17 protein-coding genes are annotated in these 18,189 nt (G+C 72.3%); 8 read left to right on the forward strand and 9 right to left on the reverse strand.

Annotated features, from left to right (window positions below; translation table 11 throughout):
• Position 1: 1 nt before the first annotated feature.
• Positions 2-859: a hypothetical protein gene (locus ACFLFB_RS00620; RefSeq protein ID WP_392543768.1), complete on the reverse strand. Its 858-nt coding sequence runs from the start codon at positions 857-859 to the stop codon at positions 2-4.
• A 228-nt stretch (positions 860-1,087) separates the two neighbouring features.
• On the opposite strand from ACFLFB_RS00620, the gene ACFLFB_RS00625 reads away from it, so the two are divergent.
• Both ACFLFB_RS00625 and ACFLFB_RS00630 read left to right on the forward strand, forming a co-directional pair.
• Positions 1,088-3,073 carry a spermidine synthase gene (locus ACFLFB_RS00625; protein WP_392543769.1) on the forward strand — a complete coding sequence of 662 codons (1,986 nt, stop codon included), beginning with the start codon at positions 1,088-1,090 and terminating at the stop codon, positions 3,071-3,073.
• 190 nt (positions 3,074-3,263) lie between these two features.
• Complete coding sequence (locus tag ACFLFB_RS00630; protein WP_392543770.1) at positions 3,264-4,859, forward strand: von Willebrand factor type A domain-containing protein; 1,596 nt, start codon at positions 3,264-3,266, stop codon at positions 4,857-4,859.
• Between the two features lie 84 nt (positions 4,860-4,943).
• Here ACFLFB_RS00630 and ACFLFB_RS00635 read toward each other — a convergent pair whose 3' ends face one another.
• Positions 4,944-5,990, reverse strand: coding sequence for a hypothetical protein (locus ACFLFB_RS00635; RefSeq protein WP_392543771.1), 1,047 nt, complete (start codon positions 5,988-5,990; stop codon positions 4,944-4,946).
• 193 nt (positions 5,991-6,183) lie between these two features.
• Between ACFLFB_RS00635 and ACFLFB_RS00640 the strand changes: the two genes are divergently transcribed.
• Complete coding sequence (locus ACFLFB_RS00640; RefSeq protein WP_392543772.1) at positions 6,184-6,702, forward strand: peptidylprolyl isomerase; 519 nt, start codon at positions 6,184-6,186, stop codon at positions 6,700-6,702.
• A 41-nt stretch (positions 6,703-6,743) separates the two neighbouring features.
• Positions 6,744-7,643 carry a rhomboid family intramembrane serine protease gene (locus tag ACFLFB_RS00645; RefSeq protein ID WP_392543773.1) on the forward strand — a complete coding sequence of 300 codons (900 nt, stop codon included), beginning with the start codon at positions 6,744-6,746 and terminating at the stop codon, positions 7,641-7,643.
• Between the two features lie 305 nt (positions 7,644-7,948).
• On the opposite strand, the gene ACFLFB_RS00650 is transcribed toward ACFLFB_RS00645, so the two are convergent.
• A complete protein-coding gene (locus ACFLFB_RS00650; protein ID WP_392543774.1) occupies positions 7,949-8,200 on the reverse strand; it encodes a cell division protein CrgA in 252 nt (83 codons plus the stop codon).
• Between the two features lie 70 nt (positions 8,201-8,270).
• Between ACFLFB_RS00650 and ACFLFB_RS00655 the strand changes: the two genes are divergently transcribed.
• From ACFLFB_RS00655 to ACFLFB_RS00670, 4 genes are read left to right on the forward strand one after another with little or no spacing between them, the layout of a single operon-like run.
• Entirely contained in the window at positions 8,271-9,023 is a 753-nt protein-coding gene (locus ACFLFB_RS00655) for a DUF881 domain-containing protein (RefSeq protein WP_392543775.1), read from the forward strand.
• Between the two features lie 7 nt (positions 9,024-9,030).
• A complete protein-coding gene (locus ACFLFB_RS00660) occupies positions 9,031-9,717 on the forward strand; it encodes a class E sortase (protein ID WP_392543776.1) in 687 nt (228 codons plus the stop codon).
• A 3-nt stretch (positions 9,718-9,720) separates the two neighbouring features.
• The gene (locus tag ACFLFB_RS00665) at positions 9,721-9,912 is read left to right on the forward strand and encodes a hypothetical protein (protein WP_392543777.1); all 192 of its coding nucleotides are present in this window, start codon (positions 9,721-9,723) and stop codon (positions 9,910-9,912) included.
• Complete coding sequence (locus ACFLFB_RS00670) at positions 9,909-10,565, forward strand: aminodeoxychorismate/anthranilate synthase component II (protein WP_392543778.1); 657 nt, start codon at positions 9,909-9,911, stop codon at positions 10,563-10,565. Before ACFLFB_RS00665 ends, ACFLFB_RS00670 begins: the two co-directional genes overlap by 4 nt.
• A 15-nt stretch (positions 10,566-10,580) precedes the next feature.
• On the opposite strand, the gene pknB is transcribed toward ACFLFB_RS00670, so the two are convergent.
• The 6 genes from pknB to ACFLFB_RS00700 form a co-directional block, all read right to left on the reverse strand.
• A complete protein-coding gene (pknB, locus tag ACFLFB_RS00675) occupies positions 10,581-12,428 on the reverse strand; it encodes a Stk1 family PASTA domain-containing Ser/Thr kinase (protein ID WP_392543779.1) in 1,848 nt (615 codons plus the stop codon).
• A 78-nt stretch (positions 12,429-12,506) separates the two neighbouring features.
• Complete coding sequence (locus ACFLFB_RS00680) at positions 12,507-13,961, reverse strand: peptidoglycan D,D-transpeptidase FtsI family protein (protein ID WP_392543780.1); 1,455 nt, start codon at positions 13,959-13,961, stop codon at positions 12,507-12,509.
• The gene (locus ACFLFB_RS00685; protein ID WP_392543781.1) at positions 13,958-15,340 is read right to left on the reverse strand and encodes an FtsW/RodA/SpoVE family cell cycle protein; all 1,383 of its coding nucleotides are present in this window, start codon (positions 15,338-15,340) and stop codon (positions 13,958-13,960) included. The genes ACFLFB_RS00680 and ACFLFB_RS00685 overlap by 4 nt, the downstream gene beginning before the upstream one ends.
• On the reverse strand, positions 15,337-16,785 hold the full coding sequence (locus tag ACFLFB_RS00690; RefSeq protein ID WP_392543782.1) for a PP2C family protein-serine/threonine phosphatase: 1,449 nt from the start codon (positions 16,783-16,785) through the stop codon (positions 15,337-15,339). The genes ACFLFB_RS00685 and ACFLFB_RS00690 overlap by 4 nt, the downstream gene beginning before the upstream one ends.
• Positions 16,786-16,788: 3 nt before the next feature.
• Complete coding sequence (locus tag ACFLFB_RS00695) at positions 16,789-17,283, reverse strand: FHA domain-containing protein (RefSeq protein WP_392545454.1); 495 nt, start codon at positions 17,281-17,283, stop codon at positions 16,789-16,791.
• A 7-nt stretch (positions 17,284-17,290) separates the two neighbouring features.
• Complete coding sequence (locus ACFLFB_RS00700) at positions 17,291-18,175, reverse strand: FhaA domain-containing protein (RefSeq protein WP_392543783.1); 885 nt, start codon at positions 18,173-18,175, stop codon at positions 17,291-17,293.
• Between the last annotated feature and the right edge of the window lie 14 nt (positions 18,176-18,189).

Consider the following 18,189-nt stretch of genomic DNA (forward strand, 5'->3'; position numbering starts at 1 on the left):
GTCAGATGTCGCCCCCGCCGTCGCCGCCACGCCCTCTCCCCCGCCCGGGGAGAGCCAGCGCGTCGAGCTTGAGGTTGAGCTCGGCCAGCTGTTGCGTGATCGCCTCGAGCTGCGCGACGGCGGCGGCCGAGGACTTCGCGGCCTCGGACGAGCGCTTCAGGGCGAACTGCAGGGCGGAGGCCGCCGTGAAGGTCGGGTTCTCCGGCGTGGGGTTGGGCGGGATGATCCCGTCGAACGTCCAGACGTCGCGCGGTTCCATGTGGTCCTCCGATGAGAAGAAGCGGGACTCGGTGATGGGACCGGCGTCCCAGTGGCTCTCGCCGTCCGGGTAGTGGCCGTGGTGCCACCACACCCCGCCGCCGGCGGCGGTCTTGAACGTCGACAGGGAGCGGACCACGTTGGCGCGGTCATCCGGGTTGCGGGCCCCCCGGAAGATGAAGCGGTCCTCGATCCCCCAGGACCGCACGGCGTCGAGGAAGGCGTCCCACATCGGACGAGGCCGCTTCCACAGCTCGTGCGCGGTCAGGTCGCCGTCCTCGGGGTCCCAGCAGATCTCGACCTGGATGTTGACCACGCCGCGGCGGTTGTGGCTGATCCCGCTGGGGGTGTCGTCGGACCCCAGGAGGGCGCGGGCGCCGCGGTCGAGAGGGAAGTACTGCCCCAGCCGGTCGCCGTCCATGTCGTAGAGGACGTGGCTCTCGCCCTTCTTGTCGGTCAGCACCTCGTGCATGGCGTCGAAGGACCCCGGCTTCGACACCGTCGCGTGGCAGGTCGCCCGCGGACCGCCGATGCCGTCCATCGAGTTCGACCGGCCGCGCGGGACCAGGACCTCGGCTCCGGGGATGACGATGGTGCCCACAGACTCGCCTCCTTCAGCGACGCGCGGGCAGGACCCCCTCCGTCGTCGGCCGGTCGACGTCGACGCCCACGTCACCGGCGGCGGAGAGCAGGTCCACCGCGAGACGGGCACGAAGTCACTCGCCCCGTCGGTTGCCCTGATCCAGCGTGGCACCGCGCCCCGGCACGGACAATGACTCGATCGGGCCATCGGGCCTGCGGGAACGCGCGCGCCGCTAGGTTGACGCGGGTGACGCTCTCGCCGCGGGTCAGGCTGGTGCTGGCCAGCGCGCTGATGCTGTTCGTCGAGCTCGCGCTGATCCGCTGGACGGCGTCGAACAACCTGTACCTGACCCACCTGACGAACTTCGTCCTGCTCGCCAGCTTCCTCGGGATCGGGCTCGGCTTCCTGCGCGGCGACCGGGGCCGAGACCTCTTCCCGCTCGCCCCCGTCCTCCTCGCCGCGCTCGTCGCCTTCGTCCTGGTGTTCCCCGTGCGCACCGGGACGACCTCGCAGGGCCGTTGGGAGCTGGCCGGCGTCCTCGGGATGGGGCCCCTGCCCCGCCCCGTGTCGCTGGCCGTGATCTTCCTGCTCACCGCGGCGACCCTCGGGCTCGTGGCCCAGGAGGTCGCCCGCACCTTCTCGACGTTCCCGCCGCTGGAGGCCTACCGCCTCGACATCGGCGGCTCGCTGCTCGGCATCGTCACCTTCGCGGGCCTGTCGTTCCTGCGGATGCCGCCGCTCGCCTGGGCGCTGGTGTCGGCGGCGGTGTTCGTCGTCCTCCTCGGGCCGCGGGTGAGGACGCGGCGCTGGCTGCCGGCGGTCGGCATCGCCACGGTGGTCCTCGCGCTCGGCCTGGAGTCGGTCATCGGCCCGTTCCAGTGGTCGCCGTACTACAAGATCCGCACCGGGGCGGCGGCCGGCGGCAACGTGCGGGTCGAGGTGAACAACACCCCGTTGCAGACGTCGATGTCGGTGGAGCAGGCGAGGACCAACTCGCCCTTCTACTTCTTCCCCTACACCTACGCCGGCGCGCACGACGAGGTGCTCGTCATCGGGGCGGGCACCGGCAACGACGTCGCCGTCGCGCTCAGCCAGGGTGCCGAGCACGTCGACGCCGTGGAGATCGACCCGGCGCTGGTGCAGATCGGCCGCGACCGCCACCCTGACCGGCCGTACGACGACCCGCGCGTCACCCTCCACGTCGACGACGGCCGCGCCTTCATGGAGCGCTCGACCCGGCGCTACGACCTCGTCCTGTTCGCGCTCCCCGACTCCGCGACCATCGTCACCGGGCAGTCGGCGCTGCGCCTGGAGAACTACCTGTTCACCACGCAGGCGCTCGAGCGGGCCCGCTCCCTGCTCGCGCCCGGCGGCACCTTCGCGATGTACAACTACTACGAGCCGTGGCTGCTCGACCGCTACGCCAACACCATACGCACGGTCTACGGCACCGCCCCGTGCGTGCAGCTCGGCCCCACCCAGGGCCAGCGCCAGCAGGCGGTGATGACGCTGCGCGACGACGCCTCCACCGGCGGGTGCACCACGACGTGGACCCCGCGGGTGGGCGAGCTCGAGCCCTCGGTGGATGACCGGCCGTTCCCGTACCTGGGGACCCGCACCATCCCGCCGTTCTACCTCGTGATGCTCGGCCTGGTCCTGCTCACCTCCCTCGTCCTGGTGCGCCGGGTGGGCGGTCCCCTGAGGCAGATGCGGCCGTACGCCGACCTGTTCTTCATGGGCGTCGCGTTCCTCCTGCTCGAGACGAAGAACGTCGTGCAGTTCGCGCTGCTCTTCGGCACCACCTGGGCGATCAACGCCGCCGTGTTCACCGGGGTCCTGCTCAGCGTCCTCGCGGCCATCGAGGTCGCGCGCCGGGTGACGATCCGGCGGCCGGTGTGGCTCTACGCCGGGCTGCTGGCGGCGCTCGCTCTGGCGTGGGTCGTCCCGGGCGACCTGCTCCTCGACCTCTCGCCCGTCCCGCGGTTCGCCGTTGGCGTGACGATCGCGTTCCTGCCGATCTTCCTGGCGAACCTGCTCTTCGCGGTGCGGTTCAAGACCGTGGGCTCGTCGACGACGGCGTTCGGGGCCAACCTGCTCGGCGCGATGCTCGGTGGGGCGCTGGAGTACCTGGCGCTCGTCCTCGGGTTCAACGCCCTGCTCGTCGTCGTGGCTCTCTGCTACGGCCTGGCGCTGCTCACCGGGCGCAAGCACCTCGTCGGCGCCCCGGCCTGACGTCCCGTCCGCCGGGGCGCTTGGTCACGGGATCATCCCGCCGCGGTCACGGCCCGGACACGACGGAGGCGTTCCGGACACGAACCGTCATCGGTCCGGTCACGTCCCGATAACTCCTGCGCCGGAGGGGAACTGCGCGCCATAGGTTCCGTCGAACGGGAGCCGACGACGCCACCACGAGGGGGACGAGATGACCACCACAGCACACCGCCGCTCGACCGGCCTGGCCGCCGCCGCCCTCGTCGTCGCCCTCGCCACGGCCGGCTGCAGCGCCAGCAGCGACGGGGGCAGCGACCCCCAGCAGGGCCGCGGGACCACCAGCAACGGCGGGACGAGCAACGGCGCCACGGGCGGGAACGGCTCACCCCGCGACAGCGCCGGCGGCACCGCCCCCATCCAGCCCGGCCCGAACACCGGCGCGTCCCCCGAGTACTCCGAGCCCGTCGCCCCCGACGACGTCCCCCGGCGGTGGTCCGGGATGACCGACCCCTCCACCGACCCGCTCTCGACCTTCGCCCTCGACATCGACACCGGCTCGTACACGCGCTTCCGCGACGCGGTGTCGCAGGGCCACCGGGTGAACCCGGAGGAGGTCCGCACCGAGGAGTTCGTCAACTACTTCGAGCAGGACTACGAGGCCCCCCGCACCGGGCTCGGCGTGAGCATCGACGCCGCCGTGCTGCCGTTCCGGCCCGACCACCGGCTGGTCCGGGTCGGCATCCGCAGCGCCGACGTCGACGAGGAGACCCGGCGCGACGCCGACCTCGTCCTCGTCGTCGACTGCTCGGGCTCGATGCGCGAGGCCGGGAAGATGGAGACGACCAAGGCTGCGCTGCGCACCCTCGCCACCTCGCTGCGGCCCACCGACCGGGTCGCGATGGTCTGCTACTCCACCCAGGCGCGGGTGGCGCTGCGGCCGACCCTCGTCCGCGACCGCGGTGCCCTCCTCGGCGCCATCGACGAGCTGACCCCGCAGAGCTCGACCAACGCCGAGGCCGGGCTGGCGCTCGGGTACGACCTCGCGGCCTCGATGCGCACCGAGGGCCGGATGACGCGCGTCGTCCTCGTCAGCGACGGCGTCGCCAACGTCGGCAGCACCTCGCCCGAGGGCATCCTCGAGCGGATCGGCGAGCAGGCGCGCTCCGGCATCAACCTCGTGTCGGTGGGCGTCGGCATCGAGAACTACGACGACCGGCTCCTCGAGCAGCTCGCCGACCGGGGTGACGGGTGGCACGTCTACGTCGACGGCGCCGACGAGGCGGCCCGCGTCTTCGCCACCGGGCTCACCGGCTCGCTCGTCGTGACCGGCCGCGACGCCAAGGCGCAGGTGCAGTTCGACCCCGCGCTCGTCGCCGGCTACCGGCTGATCGGGTACGAGAACCGCGCGGTGGCCGACGAGCAGTTCCGCGACGACGCGGTCGACGGCGGCGAGGTGTTCGCCGGCCACGCGTCGACCGCGCTGTACGAGGTCGAGATGCGCCGCGGCGCCCCGGACGGGCCGTTCGTCGTGGCGACCGTGCGCTATCGCGACCAGGGCGGCGAGACGGTGGAGCGGCGCAGCTGGCTCGACGACGAGGGCTGCGCGCCGGACCTCGCCGAGGCCTCGCCCCGCCTGCACCAGGACTACGTCGTGGCGATGCTCACCGACCGGCTCACCCAGGGGCCGTGGTCGCAGTGGGCCAGCGCCGAGCACCTGCGCGCCGAGACGCGACGGCTCCAGGCCGTCCTCGAGGACGACCCCGACGTCACCCAGCTCGCCGACCTCGTCACGCGCGCGGTCGCCTGAGGCTCGGGGTCCGGAACCGCCCCGAAACGCCGACGGCCGGCCATCCCATTGGAGGATGACCGGCCGTCGTGCCGTGCGCTGCGGTCAGGACTTGTCGTTCGAGCCCTGGTCGAGGTTCGGGGTGGAGAGGTCGGCGCCCTCGGAGGTGCCCGAGGTGGAGGCCGCGCCGTCCTCGGAGACCTCGGCGGACTCCCACGTGGCGGTGGCGTCGTCGGCGGCGGAGCCGTCGGTGACGTCGTCGACCTTCGCGGCAGCCGCACCCTTGGCGGACGACGCCTTCGCCGAGGCGGTGGCCTTGGCCTCGGACGCCTTTTCGGCGGCCGCGTCCTTGGCGTCGGTGGCCTTGGCGACCGCGGCGTCCTTGGCCTCGGTGGCCTTCTCCTTCAGCTCACCGGCCTTCTCGGTGGCGGCCTCCTTGACGTCGGCGGCCTTGGCCACGGCGGCGTCCTTGAGGTCGGTGACCTTCTGCTGCGTCGTGGTGGGCGGGGTGTACGGCCCGGCCGTGGCCCACGGGTCGGGGCGCTCGTTGCTCTTGCGCCACGCGTAGACCGCGGCACCGGCGGCGATGGCGCCGAGGGTGAGGATCCACTTGCCCTTGCCACCGGAGTGCTTGGCGGTGGCGTCGCCCTTGAGGACGGCCAGCGCGTCGGGGGCGCGGTCGGCGGCCTCGGAGGCCTGCTCCTTCGCCGCCGCGGCACCGGCGGCGATCGCCGCGAGGGCGCTGGCCACCTTGGGGACGATGTCCTCGATGAAGGTCTCGCGCGCGGCCTCGACCTTGGGGGCCAGGGTCTCGGCTGCGTCGTGGGCCTTGTCGATGGCGGTGTCGGCGTAGTCGCGGGCGACCTCGGCGTAGTCGTGCGCCTTGACCCGCGCGGTGTCGGCGGCGTCGCGCGCGACATCGGCGTAGTCGTGGGCGCGGTCCTTGGCGGTGCCGTACTGGTCGGCGGCGCTGCTGGACAGGTCGGACGCCTTGCCCTTGGCGTCGGCGGCGCGGTCGGCCGCCTTGTCTGCGGCGCGCTTGGCGGACGAGCTGGCCTTGTCGGCGGCGTCCTTGGCGGACGAGCTCGCGCGGTCGGCGGCGTCAGCGACGGCGTCCCGGGCCTGCTCGGTCCGGCTCTTGGTGCGGAACACGGGTCCTCCTCGAAGTTGGACTTCTTCCTTACCCTCATCCTGCCCTGTTCATGCTGCTCAGCGCGATCCGGGGTCTCACGGATGAGGCGCATGCACGCCCGCGGCATCCGGGCGTGTCGTCACGCCACGCCAACGCGGCTGTCTCCCACGAGTGCTCAGGGAACGGTCAGGCCACCGTGAGAGGATCGACCGCATGAAGGCAACTCTGCACACCACCCTCGGTCCCATCGTCGTCGACCTCTTCCCCAACGAGGCGCCCAAGACGGTCGACAACTTCGTCGGCCTCGCCAAGGGCGAGAAGCAGTTCAAGGACGACGCGGGCCGCACCAACCCGACCAAGTACTACGACGGCCTGATCTTCCACCGCATCATCCCCGGCTTCATGATCCAGGGCGGCTGCCCGCTCGGCCGCGGCATGGGCGGCCCGGGCTACGACTTCGACGACGAGATCCACCCCGAGAAGCAGTTCGACCGCCCGTACCTGCTCGCCATGGCCAACGCCGGCAAGCGCGGCGGCAAGGGCACCAACGGCTCGCAGTTCTTCATCACCGTCGGCGCCACCACGTGGCTCAACGGCAAGCACACGATCTTCGGTGAGGTCGCCGACGCCGCCAGCCGCGAGGTCGTCGACAAGCTCGCCGCCGTCCGCACCGGCGCGCAGGACAAGCCGCTCGACGACGTCGTCATCGAGCGCGTCGAGATCGAGGACTGAGCACCAGCTCCACGGGGCGCGGGCAGAACGAGGGAGATGAGTTGTCCGAGCAACCGGTGACCCCGGAGGCCGTCGAGCAGATCCCCGTCTGCCCGCGCCACCCCGACCGTGAGTCGTACGTGCGCTGCCAGCGCTGCCGCCGGCCCACGTGCCCCGAGTGCCAGCGGCCCGCCGCGGTCGGCGTCCAGTGCGTCGACTGCGTGCGCGAGGGCAACAAGACGGTGCGCCAGGCGCGCACCGTCTTCGGTGGGGCGGCCACCGACGGCCGCCCACTGGTCACGATGACGATCATCGGCATCTGCGTCGCGGTCTTCCTCGCGCAGTACGCCTCCCCCGACCTCACGAACCGGATCGCGTTCGTGCCGGCCCTCGGTGAGGCCGAGCCGTGGCGCTTCCTCACCTCGGCGTTCGCGCACAGCCAGAGCCTCATCGTCCACATCGCGTTCAACATGTACGCGCTGTGGGTCATGGGCGGGTACCTCGAGCCGCTCGTCGGCCGGGCGCGCTTCGCGGCCACGTACCTGCTCAGCGCCCTGGGCGGCTCGGTCGTGTACCTCCTCATGGCGGCACCGCAGAGCTACGAGGAGGCCGTCACCACCGGCCCCGGCATGTGGTGGTCCGGCGCCGTGGGTGCGTCCGGCGCGGTGTTCGGGCTCTTCGGTGCGTTCCTCGTCCTGCAGAAGCGGCTCGGCCGGTCGGCGGCGGGGATGTACGTCGTCATCGGCATCAACGCGGTCCTCGGGTTCGTCATCCCGGGCATCGCGTGGCAGGCCCACCTCGGCGGGATGCTCACCGGTGCGGCGTGCGCCGCGGCCATCGCGTACCTCGGTCGCGCCAAGAGCCTGATGAACCGGGGCAACAAGGCGCTGCACTGGGTCGGGCTCGCCGCGATCCTCGTCGTCCTCGTGCTCCTCGCGGTGGCGAAGTACGCCACGGCCTAGTCCCACTCCCTCCACGTCTCGACGGGCCCCGGCACTCACGCCGGGGCCTGTCGTCGTGCAGGGGTCAGTGAGTTGTCCACCGTGGGGGACGACCTGAGGACGGTGCGCTCCCCAGCCTGTGGACAACTCGCCACGAGCACGACCGGAGGACGTCGTCGCAGGTCAGCGGTGTGCACAGGGGTTGTCCCCATGTGGACTACACGCGTGTCATTCATCCCCAGTGTGGACAACCCCTGTGGACAACGACGAGGGCCGCACCGGAACGTGTCCGGTGCGGCCCTCGGGCGAAGGGTGCGGGCTGGGCGTCAGCGCCAGCGCGTCGTCATGAGGAAGCCGGCCATCATGAAGCCGAAGCCGACGCCGAGGTTCCAGCGGCCGAGCTGCGGCACGGGGAACTGGTGCTGGCCCGAGATGTAGAAGGTGACGACCCAGAGCAGGCCGACGATCATCAGGCCGAGCATCAGCGGGAGGAACCAGCGGGGGTTGGGCCCCTGGGCCTTGGCCGCCGTGCGCGGCGGGGTGTAGCTGGGCTTGGAGCGACCCTTGGACTCGGGCACGGACTGTCTCCTCGTGGCGTTGGTGGTGTGGCCTAGCGTAGAGGGTCAGGCGGAGAGGGAGGTGAGCACGGTGGGCGGAACGCACGCGGGACGGGTCGACCGACCCTCGCCGTGGCCGTGGCTGGTGCCCGTCGTGGCGCTCGTCGCCGGGGCCCTGTTCGCCTCCAGCGTCCGGGCCGCCCAGGGCCAGGACATCCGGCCCGACCAGGCGATGCTCCCCGACCTCATCCGCAGCCAGAACCGCACCAACCAGGAGCGCTCCACCGAGATCGACCGCCTCCAGGCCGCCGTCGACGAGCAGACCGCGGCCCTGGCCCCGGGCGACGTCGACACCCAGAAGCTCGAGCGCCAGGCCAACGAGCTCGCCCCGCTCGCCGGCCGCACCGAGGTCGAGGGACCGGCCGTGCGCGTCGAGCTCGACGACGCGAGCCTGCCGGGCGGGGAGGTGCCCACCGGTGCCGACCCCGACGACTACGTCATCCACCAGCAGGACGTGCAGGCCGTGGTCAACGCCCTGTGGTCCGGCGGCGCCGAGGCGATGATGCTGCAGGACCAGCGGGTCATCTCCACCAGCGCGGTGCGCTGCGTCGGCAACACCCTGATCCTCCAGGGCCGGGTCTACTCCCCGCCCTACGTCATCACCGCCCTGGGCAACCCCGAGCGGCTGCGCGAGTCGCTGCTCACCGACGGCGAGGTCGAGAACCTGCGGCAGTGGTCGCTCGCCATCGGCCTCGGCTACGACGTGAAGACCCTCGGCGACACGACGTTCCCGGCGTACAGCGGCTCGATCGTCCCCGCCCACGCCGTCGTCCCCGTCCAGTGACCCGCTGATGGTGCGCCGCCTCGTCGGCTGGACCGGCGAGGTCCTGCTCACCCTCGGCGTCCTGCTCCTCCTCTTCGCCGCCTGGCAGCTGTGGTGGACCGACGTCGTCGCCAACCGAGACCAGGCCGGCATCGTGCGCACCCTCGAGGACGACTTCTCCCGCGACCGCACCCCGGGACCCGTGGGCGCGAACGGGATCCCCGCCGCCATCGGTGAGGACGGCGCCTTCGCCCTCGTGCGCATCCCCCGGTTCGGGGCCGACTACGCCCGCCCCGTCATCGAGGGCACCGGGCGCGACGTCCTCGCGCTCGGAGTCGGGCACTACGTGGGCACGGCCGGGCCGGGGCAGGTCGGCAACTTCGCGATCGCCGGTCACCGCACCACCTACGGTCGCCCGTTCCACGACGTCGACCTCCTGCGCGACGGCGACCGGGTGGTTGTCGAGACCGCCGCCGAGGTCTACGTCTACGAGGTCAGCGGCCACGACATCGTGCGCCCCCGCGACGTCGGCGTCATCGCCCCCGTCCCAGACGAGCCGGGCGCCACGCCCACCACGGCCGTGCTGACGATGACGTCGTGCCACCCGAAGTACTCGGCCACCCAGCGCTACGTCGTGCACGGCACGCTGGTCGAGACCGTGCCCCGTGACCGGTGGGACCCCGCCCGCTGGCTGACCCCCCCGACGAAGGGCTGACCCGTGTACGCCGCGCTCTGGCGCCTGCTCCCCGGTCCGCGTTGGGCCAGGACGGTGCAGTGCCTCGTGCTGTTCGCCCTCGTCGTGTGGGTGCTGTTCGAGTGGGTGTTCCCGGCGGTGAGCCCGCTGCTGCCGTTCACCGAGAACACCGTCGGTGCGGCGGGACCCACCGGCAGGGCACCATGGAGCGCATGACCCGCGTCCTCGTCGTCGACAACTACGACAGCTTCGTGTTCACCATCGTCGGCTACCTCGAGCAGCTGGGAGCCGAGTGCGAGGTCGTGCGCAACGACGCCGTGTCACCGGCCGACGCCGCCGACTTCGACGGCGTCCTCGTCTCGCCCGGGCCCGGCACCCCGGAGGAGGCCGGCGTCTCGATGGCGATGATCGAGGCGTGCGCCGAGCGCGTCCAGCCGATGCTCGGCGTGTGCCTGGGCCACCAGGCCCTCGGCGTCGTCATGGGTGCCACGGTCGGCCGCGCGCCCGAGCTGCTCCACGGCAAGACCAGCCAGGTCCACCACGACGGCAGCGGCGTCCTCGCGGGCCTGGCCAGCCCGTTCACCGCGACCCGCTACCACTCCCTCACCATCGAGCCCGAGACGCTGCCTGACACCCTCGTCCCCAACGGGCACACCGAGTCGGGGATCGTCATGGCGGTGCGCCACGCGAGCCTCCCGCTGCACGGGGTGCAGTTCCACCCCGAGTCGGTCCTCACCCACGGCGGGCACCGGATGCTCGCCAACTGGCTGCGCACCTGCGGGATGCAGGACGCGGTCGAGCGCTCGGTCGGTCTCAGCCCGCTCGTCCACGACGCCGCGGGCGTGGCCCGCATGGTCGCCTCCGGCTGACCGCCGCCCCCGGAGCTACGGGAGCGACGGGGTCGGGCTCGGCGAGGGGGACTCGGACGGGGTCGGTGTGGGGGTGGGCGTCGGGGTCGGCGCGGGCTTCTTCGCCACGACGATCGTCACGGTCTTGCCGATCTCGAGCGTCCCGTCCTGCGGGTTCTGCTCGATGACGGTGTCCTCCGGGACCGAGTCGGTCTCGCGCGTCTGCGTCTTGTACTTCAGCCCGGCACCCTGGATGGCCTGCTGCGCCTGGTCGCGGGTGCGGCCGACGACGTTGGGCACCTCGACCTCACCCGTGCCCACGCGCAGGATGATCGTCGTGTTGAGCGCCACCGACGTCCCTCGTGACGGGTTGGAGTCGATGACCTCGTCCTTCGCGGTGTCCGGGTCGTTGACCCGGTCCGGTTCACCGACCTTGAGCCCGAGGTCGGTGAGGATGCCCGTGGCCTCCTTGAGCGTCTTGCCGCTGACGTCCGGCACGGTGACGGCACTCGGCCCGGAGGAGACCACCAGCTGCACCCGTGAGCCCTCGTCGACCTCGGTGCCGTCGCCGGGGTTCTGCCGGATGACGAGTCCGTCCTCCACGGTGTCGCTCGTCTCGCGCACGACGTCGGCCTTGAGCTTGGCCAGGCCCAGCTTGGCGACGGCCGACTCCTCGGGGTCGCCGACGAGCCGGGGCACGGTGACCTGGACGATGTCGGGGTCGCCGAGGTACTGGACCATGCCGTAGCCGAGCGCCCCGAGGGCCGCGAGGACGGCGAGGACGAGCAGCACCATCGCGGCGGGGTTGCGGCGGCGCTCGTCGTACCCGTCGTCGTCACCGGGGTAGGTGTCGTCGGACCCGTGGCGCGCGTCGTAGGCGGGGACCGGGCGGGGGGTGGCGCTGTAGATGCTCGTCGAGTCGTCGCGCATGGGCGGCAGGGCCTCGGTGGACGTGCCGGCGAGCAGCCCGCCGGCGGCCGCACCGGCCAGGGCGGCGGCCGCGCCCCGCGCGGCGTCGGAGATCGGGCGGCCGAGGCGCACCGCCGCCAGGTCGTGGCGGAACTCGTCGGCGCTCTGGTAGCGAGCGTCGCGCGGCTTGGCGAGGGCGTGCAGGACGACCGAGTCGACGTCCTCGGTCAGCCCGTCGATGACGCGCGACGGCGGGGTCGGCGACTCGCCCACGTGCTGGTAGGCGATGGCGACCGGGCTGTCGCCCACGAACGGCGGCCGGCCGGTGAGCAGCTCGAAGAGCATGCAGCCGGTGGAGTACAGGTCGGAGCGCGCGTCGACCGACTGCCCCTGCGCCTGCTCCGGGGAGAGGTACTGGGCGGTGCCGATGACGGCCTGGGTCTGCGTCATCGTGGCGTTGGCGTCGGCCATGGCGCGGGCGATGCCGAAGTCCATGACCTTGACCGTGCCGTCGCCGGCGATCATGACGTTGGCCGGCTTGATGTCGCGGTGCACGATGCCGTTGCGGTGGCTGTAGGCCAGGGCGTCGAGGACGCCCTCGGTGATGCGGAACGCCTCGGCCGTGGGCAGCGACCCGCGCTCGGTGAGGACCTCGCGCAGGGTGCGCCCGTCGACGTGCTCCATGACGATGAACGGGACCTTGACCTCGGCGCCCCCGCTCTCGCGAAGGACGTCCTCGCCGTGGTCGTACACGGCGACGATGGACGCGTGGTTCAGCCCGGCGGCCGACTGGGCCTCCCGCCGGAAGCGGCTGATGAACGTCTGGTCACGGGCGAGCTCGCTGCGCAGCATCTTCAGGGCGACGGGGCGCCCCAGCCGGGTGTCGAACCCCAGGTGCACCTCGGCCATACCGCCGCGTCCGAGGAGGTCGCCCACCTCGTAGCGGCCGCCGAGCAGCATCGGGACGTCAGACATGCGGTGCACTCCTCATCGGACCGGTCCGGCCCGTCGTCGGTTCGGGCGCCGTCGGCGCCTCCGTCGTGGTGGAAGGGGTCATCGGTCGAGCCTCGCCTCCATCATCGCCTTGGCGATGGGGGCGGCCACCCGGCCACCGCCGGCTTCGCTGCCGGCGACGCCGCCGTCCTCGGCGATGACCGCGACGGCGATCTGCGGGTCGTCGGCCGGGGCGAAGGAGATGAACCAGGCGTGCGCCTTGCGCCCCTCGCCGTGCTGCGCGGTGCCGGTCTTGCCGGCGACCTTGACGCCCGGGATGGCGGCCCGCTCGCCGGAGCCGTTGTCGACGACCTCGACCATCATCCGCTGCAGCTGCGCGGCGACGTCGGGCGTGACCGCCTGTGAGAGCTCGCTGGGGTCGGTGGACTCGATGACCGACAGGTCCGAGCCGATGACCGACTGGACGAGGTAGGGCTTCATCACGACGCCGTCGTTGCCGACACCCGCCGCGACCATCGCCATCTGCAGTGGGGTGACGCGCACGTCGTACTGGCCGATGGAGGCGTAGGCGAGCTGCGGCTGGTCGAGCTCGGCGGGCACCGAGCTGGGGGTGACCCGCATCGGGATGGAGAGCGCGTCGCCGAAGCCGAACTTGGCGGCCTGGGCCCGCAGCGCGTCGGCGCCGATCTCCAGCCCGACGCTGGCGAAGGCGGTGTTGCACGAGATGGCCAGGGCCCGGGTGAAGGACACCTTGTCGTTCGGCCCGCACGCGCCGTCGAACGCGTTGGGCAGGGTGTTCGTGGTCTGCGGGAGGTCGAGCTCGGCGGGGCCGGGGAGCGTGGAGTCCTCGGTGTAGTCGCCGCTGGACAGGGCCGCGGCGGCGGTGACGACCTTGAACACCGAGCCGGGCGGGTACTGGTCGCCCGCGATGACCCGGTTGAGCAGCGGGCGCGAGGCGTCCTTGTTGAGGGCGTCGTAGTTCTTCGTCACCGCGCTGAGGTCGTGCCCGGCGAGGCGGTTGGGGTCGAAGGTCGGCTGGCTCACCATCGCCAGGATCGCGCCGGTCTTGGGGTCGAGGGCCACGGCGGCGCCGCGGATGCCCTTCATCGCGTCGGCGGCGGCCTTCTGGACCTTGGGGTCGAGGGTCGTCTCGATGGTGGCGCCCTGGGCCCGGCGGCCGGTGAACAGGTCGGAGACGCGGCGGTAGAACAGCTTGTCGCTCGACCCCGACAGGAACGGGTTCTCGGCCTGCTCGAGACCGCCGTTGGAGCCGTAGAACGAGTAGTAGCCGGTGACGTGGGCGTAGAGCTCGGCCTGGTCGTAGACGCGCTGGAACTTGTACTCGTCGTCGCTGGCCACCGACTTCGCGACCGGCTCCTGGCCCACGAGGATCTCGCCGCGCTCGCGGGCGTAGGTGGACAGCAGGGTGCGGCGGTTGTCGGGGCGCGCATTGAGGTCGGCGGCGAAGACGTACTGGATGAGCGTGGTCGACACGAGCAGCGACGCGAACAGCGCGGCGACGACCATCGACAGGCGGCGGACGGGGGCGTTCATCGCAGCCTCACGACCTCGGTGCGCGCCTCGGCGACCGGGCTGGGGCCGGCGGTGTCGGGCAGCGGTCGGCGGGCGTGGTCGGAGATGCGCAGCAGGATGGCGACGAGGGTCCAGTTCGCGAGGAGGGAGGAGCCGCCCGACGACAGGAACGGCATGGTCAGGCCGGTGAGGGGGATGACGCGCGTGACGCCGCCGACGACGACGAAGCACTGCAGCGCCATCGAGAACGACAGGCCGGCGGCGAGGAGCTTGCCGAAGCCGTCGCGGGTGCCCAGCGAGGTCCGCAGCCCGCGCTGGACGAGCAGGGCGTACAGGACGAGCACGGCGAACAGCCCGATGAGGCCGATCTCCTCGCCGAAGCTCGGGACGATGAAGTCGGACTCGGCGAAGTAGGTGAGGTCGGGACGGCCTCGACCCAGGCCGGTGCCGAACATCCCCCCGGACGCCATCCCCATCAGGCCCTTGGCGAGCTGGTCGGACTGGGCGAGGGCCTCGGGGCTGAAGGTGTCGAGCCAGAGCAGCACGCGCGTCTGGACGTGGCCGAAGATGAGGAACGCGACGTACGCGCCGGCGCAGAACAGGCTCAGACCGATGACGATCCACGACACCCGCTCGGTGGCGACGTAGAGCATCGCGACGAACAGGCCGAAGAACAGCAGCGAGGAGCCGAGGTCGCGCTCGAACACCAGCACCGCGAGGCTGGCCAGCCAGGCGCCGAGGATCGGGCCGAGGTCGCGACCGCGCGGCAGGGTGAGGCCGAGGATCTTGCGCCCGGCGACCGACAGCGCGTCGCGGGTCTGCACGAGGTACCCGGCGAAGAACACCGCCAGGGCCAGCTTGGCGACCTCACCGGGCTGGAACGAGAACGGCCCCATCTGGATCCAGATCCGCGACCCGTAGATCGACGTCCCGATGATGGGGAACAGCGGCAGGACGAGGAGGAAGAAACCGATCGCGCCGAACAGGTAGGTGTAGCGGCGCAGGATGCGGTGGTCGCGCAGGAGGACGAGGACCGTGGCGGCGATCGCGACGGCCAGCGCGCTCCACATCAGCTGGCGCAGCGCCACCCCCTCGGTGAGGGAGTCGCCCTTGGCGATGTCGAGGCGGTGGATCATCACGAGCCCGAGACCGTTGAGCAGCGTGACGATCGGCAGCATCAGCGGGTCGGCGTACGAGGCCTTCCACCGCAGGACGAGGTGGAAGGCGATGGTGACCGCGAGGAAGCCGACGCCGGTGGCGACGAGCGACGGGGGCACCGTGCCGGTGGTGGCCAGGCCCATGTTGACGTAGGCGAGCAGGACGATGGCGACGGCCCCGACGAGGAGGCCGAGCTCGACGTTGCGGCCCTTGCTCGGGGTGAAGGAGGAGACGACCGTCATGAGGTCACCGGCGCCTGCGTCGTCGGGGGCAGCGGCGTGACCGGGGTGCGGGTGCCGCCCGGGGCGATGGCCGCGGGCGAGCTCGACGCGCTCGGTGACGGGGACGGGCTGGGGCTGAGGGTGGGCGACGGGCTCGGCGAGGGAGTGGTCGTGGGCGGGGTCCAGGTGGAGGGCACCGTCTGGCAGGTGTCGCCGTTGGCCTTGGCGTACCGGCACGCCTCGGCCTGCAGGCGCAGGTCGGAGACGCGGGCGTCGGCATCGGTGCGGCTCGAGGCGCTGATGCCGCGCTCGAGGCTCTCCTGGTACGACGGCGGGAGGTCGTCGACGGCGATGGTGGTGGCGTACTCCTCGTGGGAGAGCGCCACGGGGCCGAGGGTCTGGTCGACCCCGCGGAAGACCGAGACGATGCCGTCGCTGGCCGCGACGTAGTACTGCTGCTGCGACCACGCGTACGCCGCGTAGGACCCGCCGGCGAGCACGACGCCGGTGACGAGGAGCAGCGCGGCCAGGCGCAGCACGAGGGTGCGGCGCGAGCGCGGCCCCTCCTCGGCCAGGGTGACGTGGTCGTCGAGGTCGTCGTCGCCTCCGCCCGTGGCCGCCTTGGTGAGCGCGGCCGCCTTGGCGGCGGGCGTCGTGGGGATGGGGCGGGTGCCCCCGCCGCCGCGTCGGGCGGCGGCGGCGCCCACGACCTCGGGGACCGTGGAGGGTGCGCCCTTGCGGTTGAGGTCGACGAGGTCGCCCACGACGACGGTGACGTTGTCGGGGGCGCCGGCGCGCAGGGCGAGGGCCACGAGGCGGTCGGCGCACTCGCCGGGGTCGGCGACCCCCACGAGGACCTCGTCGATGGTGTCGCGGGCGACGTAGTCGGACAGGCCGTCGGAGCAGATGAGGTAGCGGTCGCCGATCTTGCCCTGGCGCACGACGAGGTCGGGCTCGTCGGTGTCGTCGCCGGTGAGGACGCGCGTGACGAGCGAGCGCTGCGGGTGGGTCTGGGCGTCCTGCTGGCTGATCCGGCCCTCGTCGACGAGGTTCTGGACGAAGGAGTGGTCCTTGGTGATCTGGGTGACCTCGCCGTCGCGGACGAGGAAGGCCCGTGAGTCGCCGATGTGGGCGAGGACGACCTTGTCGCGCGAGCGGAGCAGGGCGATGAGCGTGGTGCCCATGCCGTCGAGGCGCGGGTCCTGGCGGACCTGGTCGCCGAGCTCGCCGTTGGCGGCGTGGATGCGGTCGAGGAGGGCCTGGCTGACCTCGCGTCCGCTCAGTGCCTCGTCGTCGAGGGCGACGAGGGCACCGATGACCGTGGAGGACGCGACGTCACCGCCGGCGTGCCCGCCCATGCCGTCGGCCATGGCGAGCAGGTGCGGGCCGGCATAGCCCGAGTCCTCGTTGTTGGACCGGACCATCCCGACGTCGGAGCGTGCGGCGTAGTGGAACGCGAAGGGCATCCGTTACCTCTGCAGCTCCACGACGGTCTGGCCGATCCGCAGCACGCTGCCGACCGCGACGTCGCGGGGCTCGGTGAGGCGGGTCGCGCCGAGGAAGGTCCCGTTGGTGGAGCGCAGGTCCTCGACCTTCCAGGTGCCGTCGTCGTCCTGGAAGATGCGCGCGTGCCGGCCCGAGGCGTAGTCGTCGTCGAGGACGAGGGCGCACTCGGGGCTGCGGCCGATGAGGGTGCCGGCCGGGCGCAGCGGCAGGGTGGTGCCGGACAGCGGGCCGGCGGTGACGACGAGCTTGGTGGGCCCGCGTCCCTTCGACTTGCGCTCTGCGCGTGAGGGTTTCGGCGTGACGGGGCGCCGGGCGGGCTCGTTGCCGGGCCCGGCGGTGCGCCGCTTGACGCGGGTGCCGTAGAGGTCGCCGCGCAGCACGCCGACGACGGCGAAGACGAACACCCAGAGCAGCACGAGGAGCCCGAGGCGCATCACGGTGAGGGTCAGCTCGCTCAGCACGTGATCACCTCTTCCCGGCCCGGAAGGTGATGGAGGTGCGCCCCACCGTGACCCGGTCGCCGTCGTGGAGGTGCTCGCTCGTGATGCGCTCACCATTGAGGTAGGTGCCGTTGGTGGAGCCGAGGTCGCGGATGGTCGTCACGGTGTGCGGGCCGTCGGTGGTGACCCGCAGCTCGCTGTGCCTGCGGGAGATGCCGGGGTCGTCGAGGATGATGTCGGCCGCGTCGTCGCGCCCGAGGACGGTGATGGCGCCCATCAACGGGTAGCGCTCGCCGTCGACGTCGAGCCAGGGGCGGTCGGCGGGGTTGTTGCGGGCCGGGCGCGGGCGGGCGGGCACGTCGTCGCGGGCCGGCGGCGGGCTGGCCGCGCGTCCGGCGGTCGCGGAGGCGGCTGCAGCACCGGCCGCAGCGGAGCCCGGGGAGGGGTACGGCGGCGCGGGAGGCGGCGCGTCGTCATCGGCGGCGGGGCGGTGCTCGGGGCGGATCGAGCGCTGCTGGCCGGTGAGGCCGGTGGCGCGGGGGCGGCTGGCCTTGGAGGGGCGGATGCGGAACACGCCCGTCTCGAGGTCGTCGTGCTCCTCGAAGATGATGTCGATCGGCCCGGCGGGGGTGTAGCGCTGGCCCTCGCAGTGCTCCTCGGCGGCGGCGACGAGGTCCATCTCGACGTGGGCGAGGTCGGGGTGGATGCGGTCGTAGTCGCCGGGCGAGAGCTCGATGGTGAAGACGTTGGGCACGATGGCGCGGCCGGACGAGGTCACGGCGCGGTCGTCCATCGCCCGGCGGATGTTGCTCGCGATCTCCACGGGGTGCACGGCGGAGCGCAGGTGCTTGGCGAAGGTGCCCTGGACGGCACGCTCGAGCCCGGCCTCGAGGCGGTCGAACAGACCCATGGCGGCTCCTCCCT

The sequence above is a fragment of the Oryzobacter telluris genome, from assembly GCF_043099285.1.
Taxonomy (GTDB): domain Bacteria; phylum Actinomycetota; class Actinomycetes; order Actinomycetales; family Dermatophilaceae; genus Oryzobacter; species Oryzobacter telluris.

Excerpts from the sequence above, each read along its gene's own strand:
- ACFLFB_RS00680 (WP_392543780.1), bottom strand. The coding sequence starts at position 13,961 with ATGAACGCCCCCGTCCGCCGCCTGTCGATGGTCGTCGCCGCGCTGTTC.
- pknB (WP_392543779.1), bottom strand. The coding sequence starts at position 12,428 with ATGTCTGACGTCCCGATGCTGCTCGGCGGCCGCTACGAGGTGGGCGAC.
- ACFLFB_RS00700 (WP_392543783.1), bottom strand. The coding sequence starts at position 18,175 with ATGGGTCTGTTCGACCGCCTCGAGGCCGGGCTCGAGCGTGCCGTCCAG.
- ACFLFB_RS00670 (WP_392543778.1), top strand. The coding sequence starts at position 9,909 with ATGACCCGCGTCCTCGTCGTCGACAACTACGACAGCTTCGTGTTCACC.
- ACFLFB_RS00685 (WP_392543781.1), bottom strand. The coding sequence starts at position 15,340 with ATGACGGTCGTCTCCTCCTTCACCCCGAGCAAGGGCCGCAACGTCGAG.
- ACFLFB_RS00690 (WP_392543782.1), bottom strand. The coding sequence starts at position 16,785 with ATGCCCTTCGCGTTCCACTACGCCGCACGCTCCGACGTCGGGATGGTC.
- ACFLFB_RS00630 (WP_392543770.1), top strand. The coding sequence starts at position 3,264 with ATGACCACCACAGCACACCGCCGCTCGACCGGCCTGGCCGCCGCCGCC.
- ACFLFB_RS00660 (WP_392543776.1), top strand. The coding sequence starts at position 9,031 with ATGGTGCGCCGCCTCGTCGGCTGGACCGGCGAGGTCCTGCTCACCCTC.
- ACFLFB_RS00640 (WP_392543772.1), top strand. The coding sequence starts at position 6,184 with ATGAAGGCAACTCTGCACACCACCCTCGGTCCCATCGTCGTCGACCTC.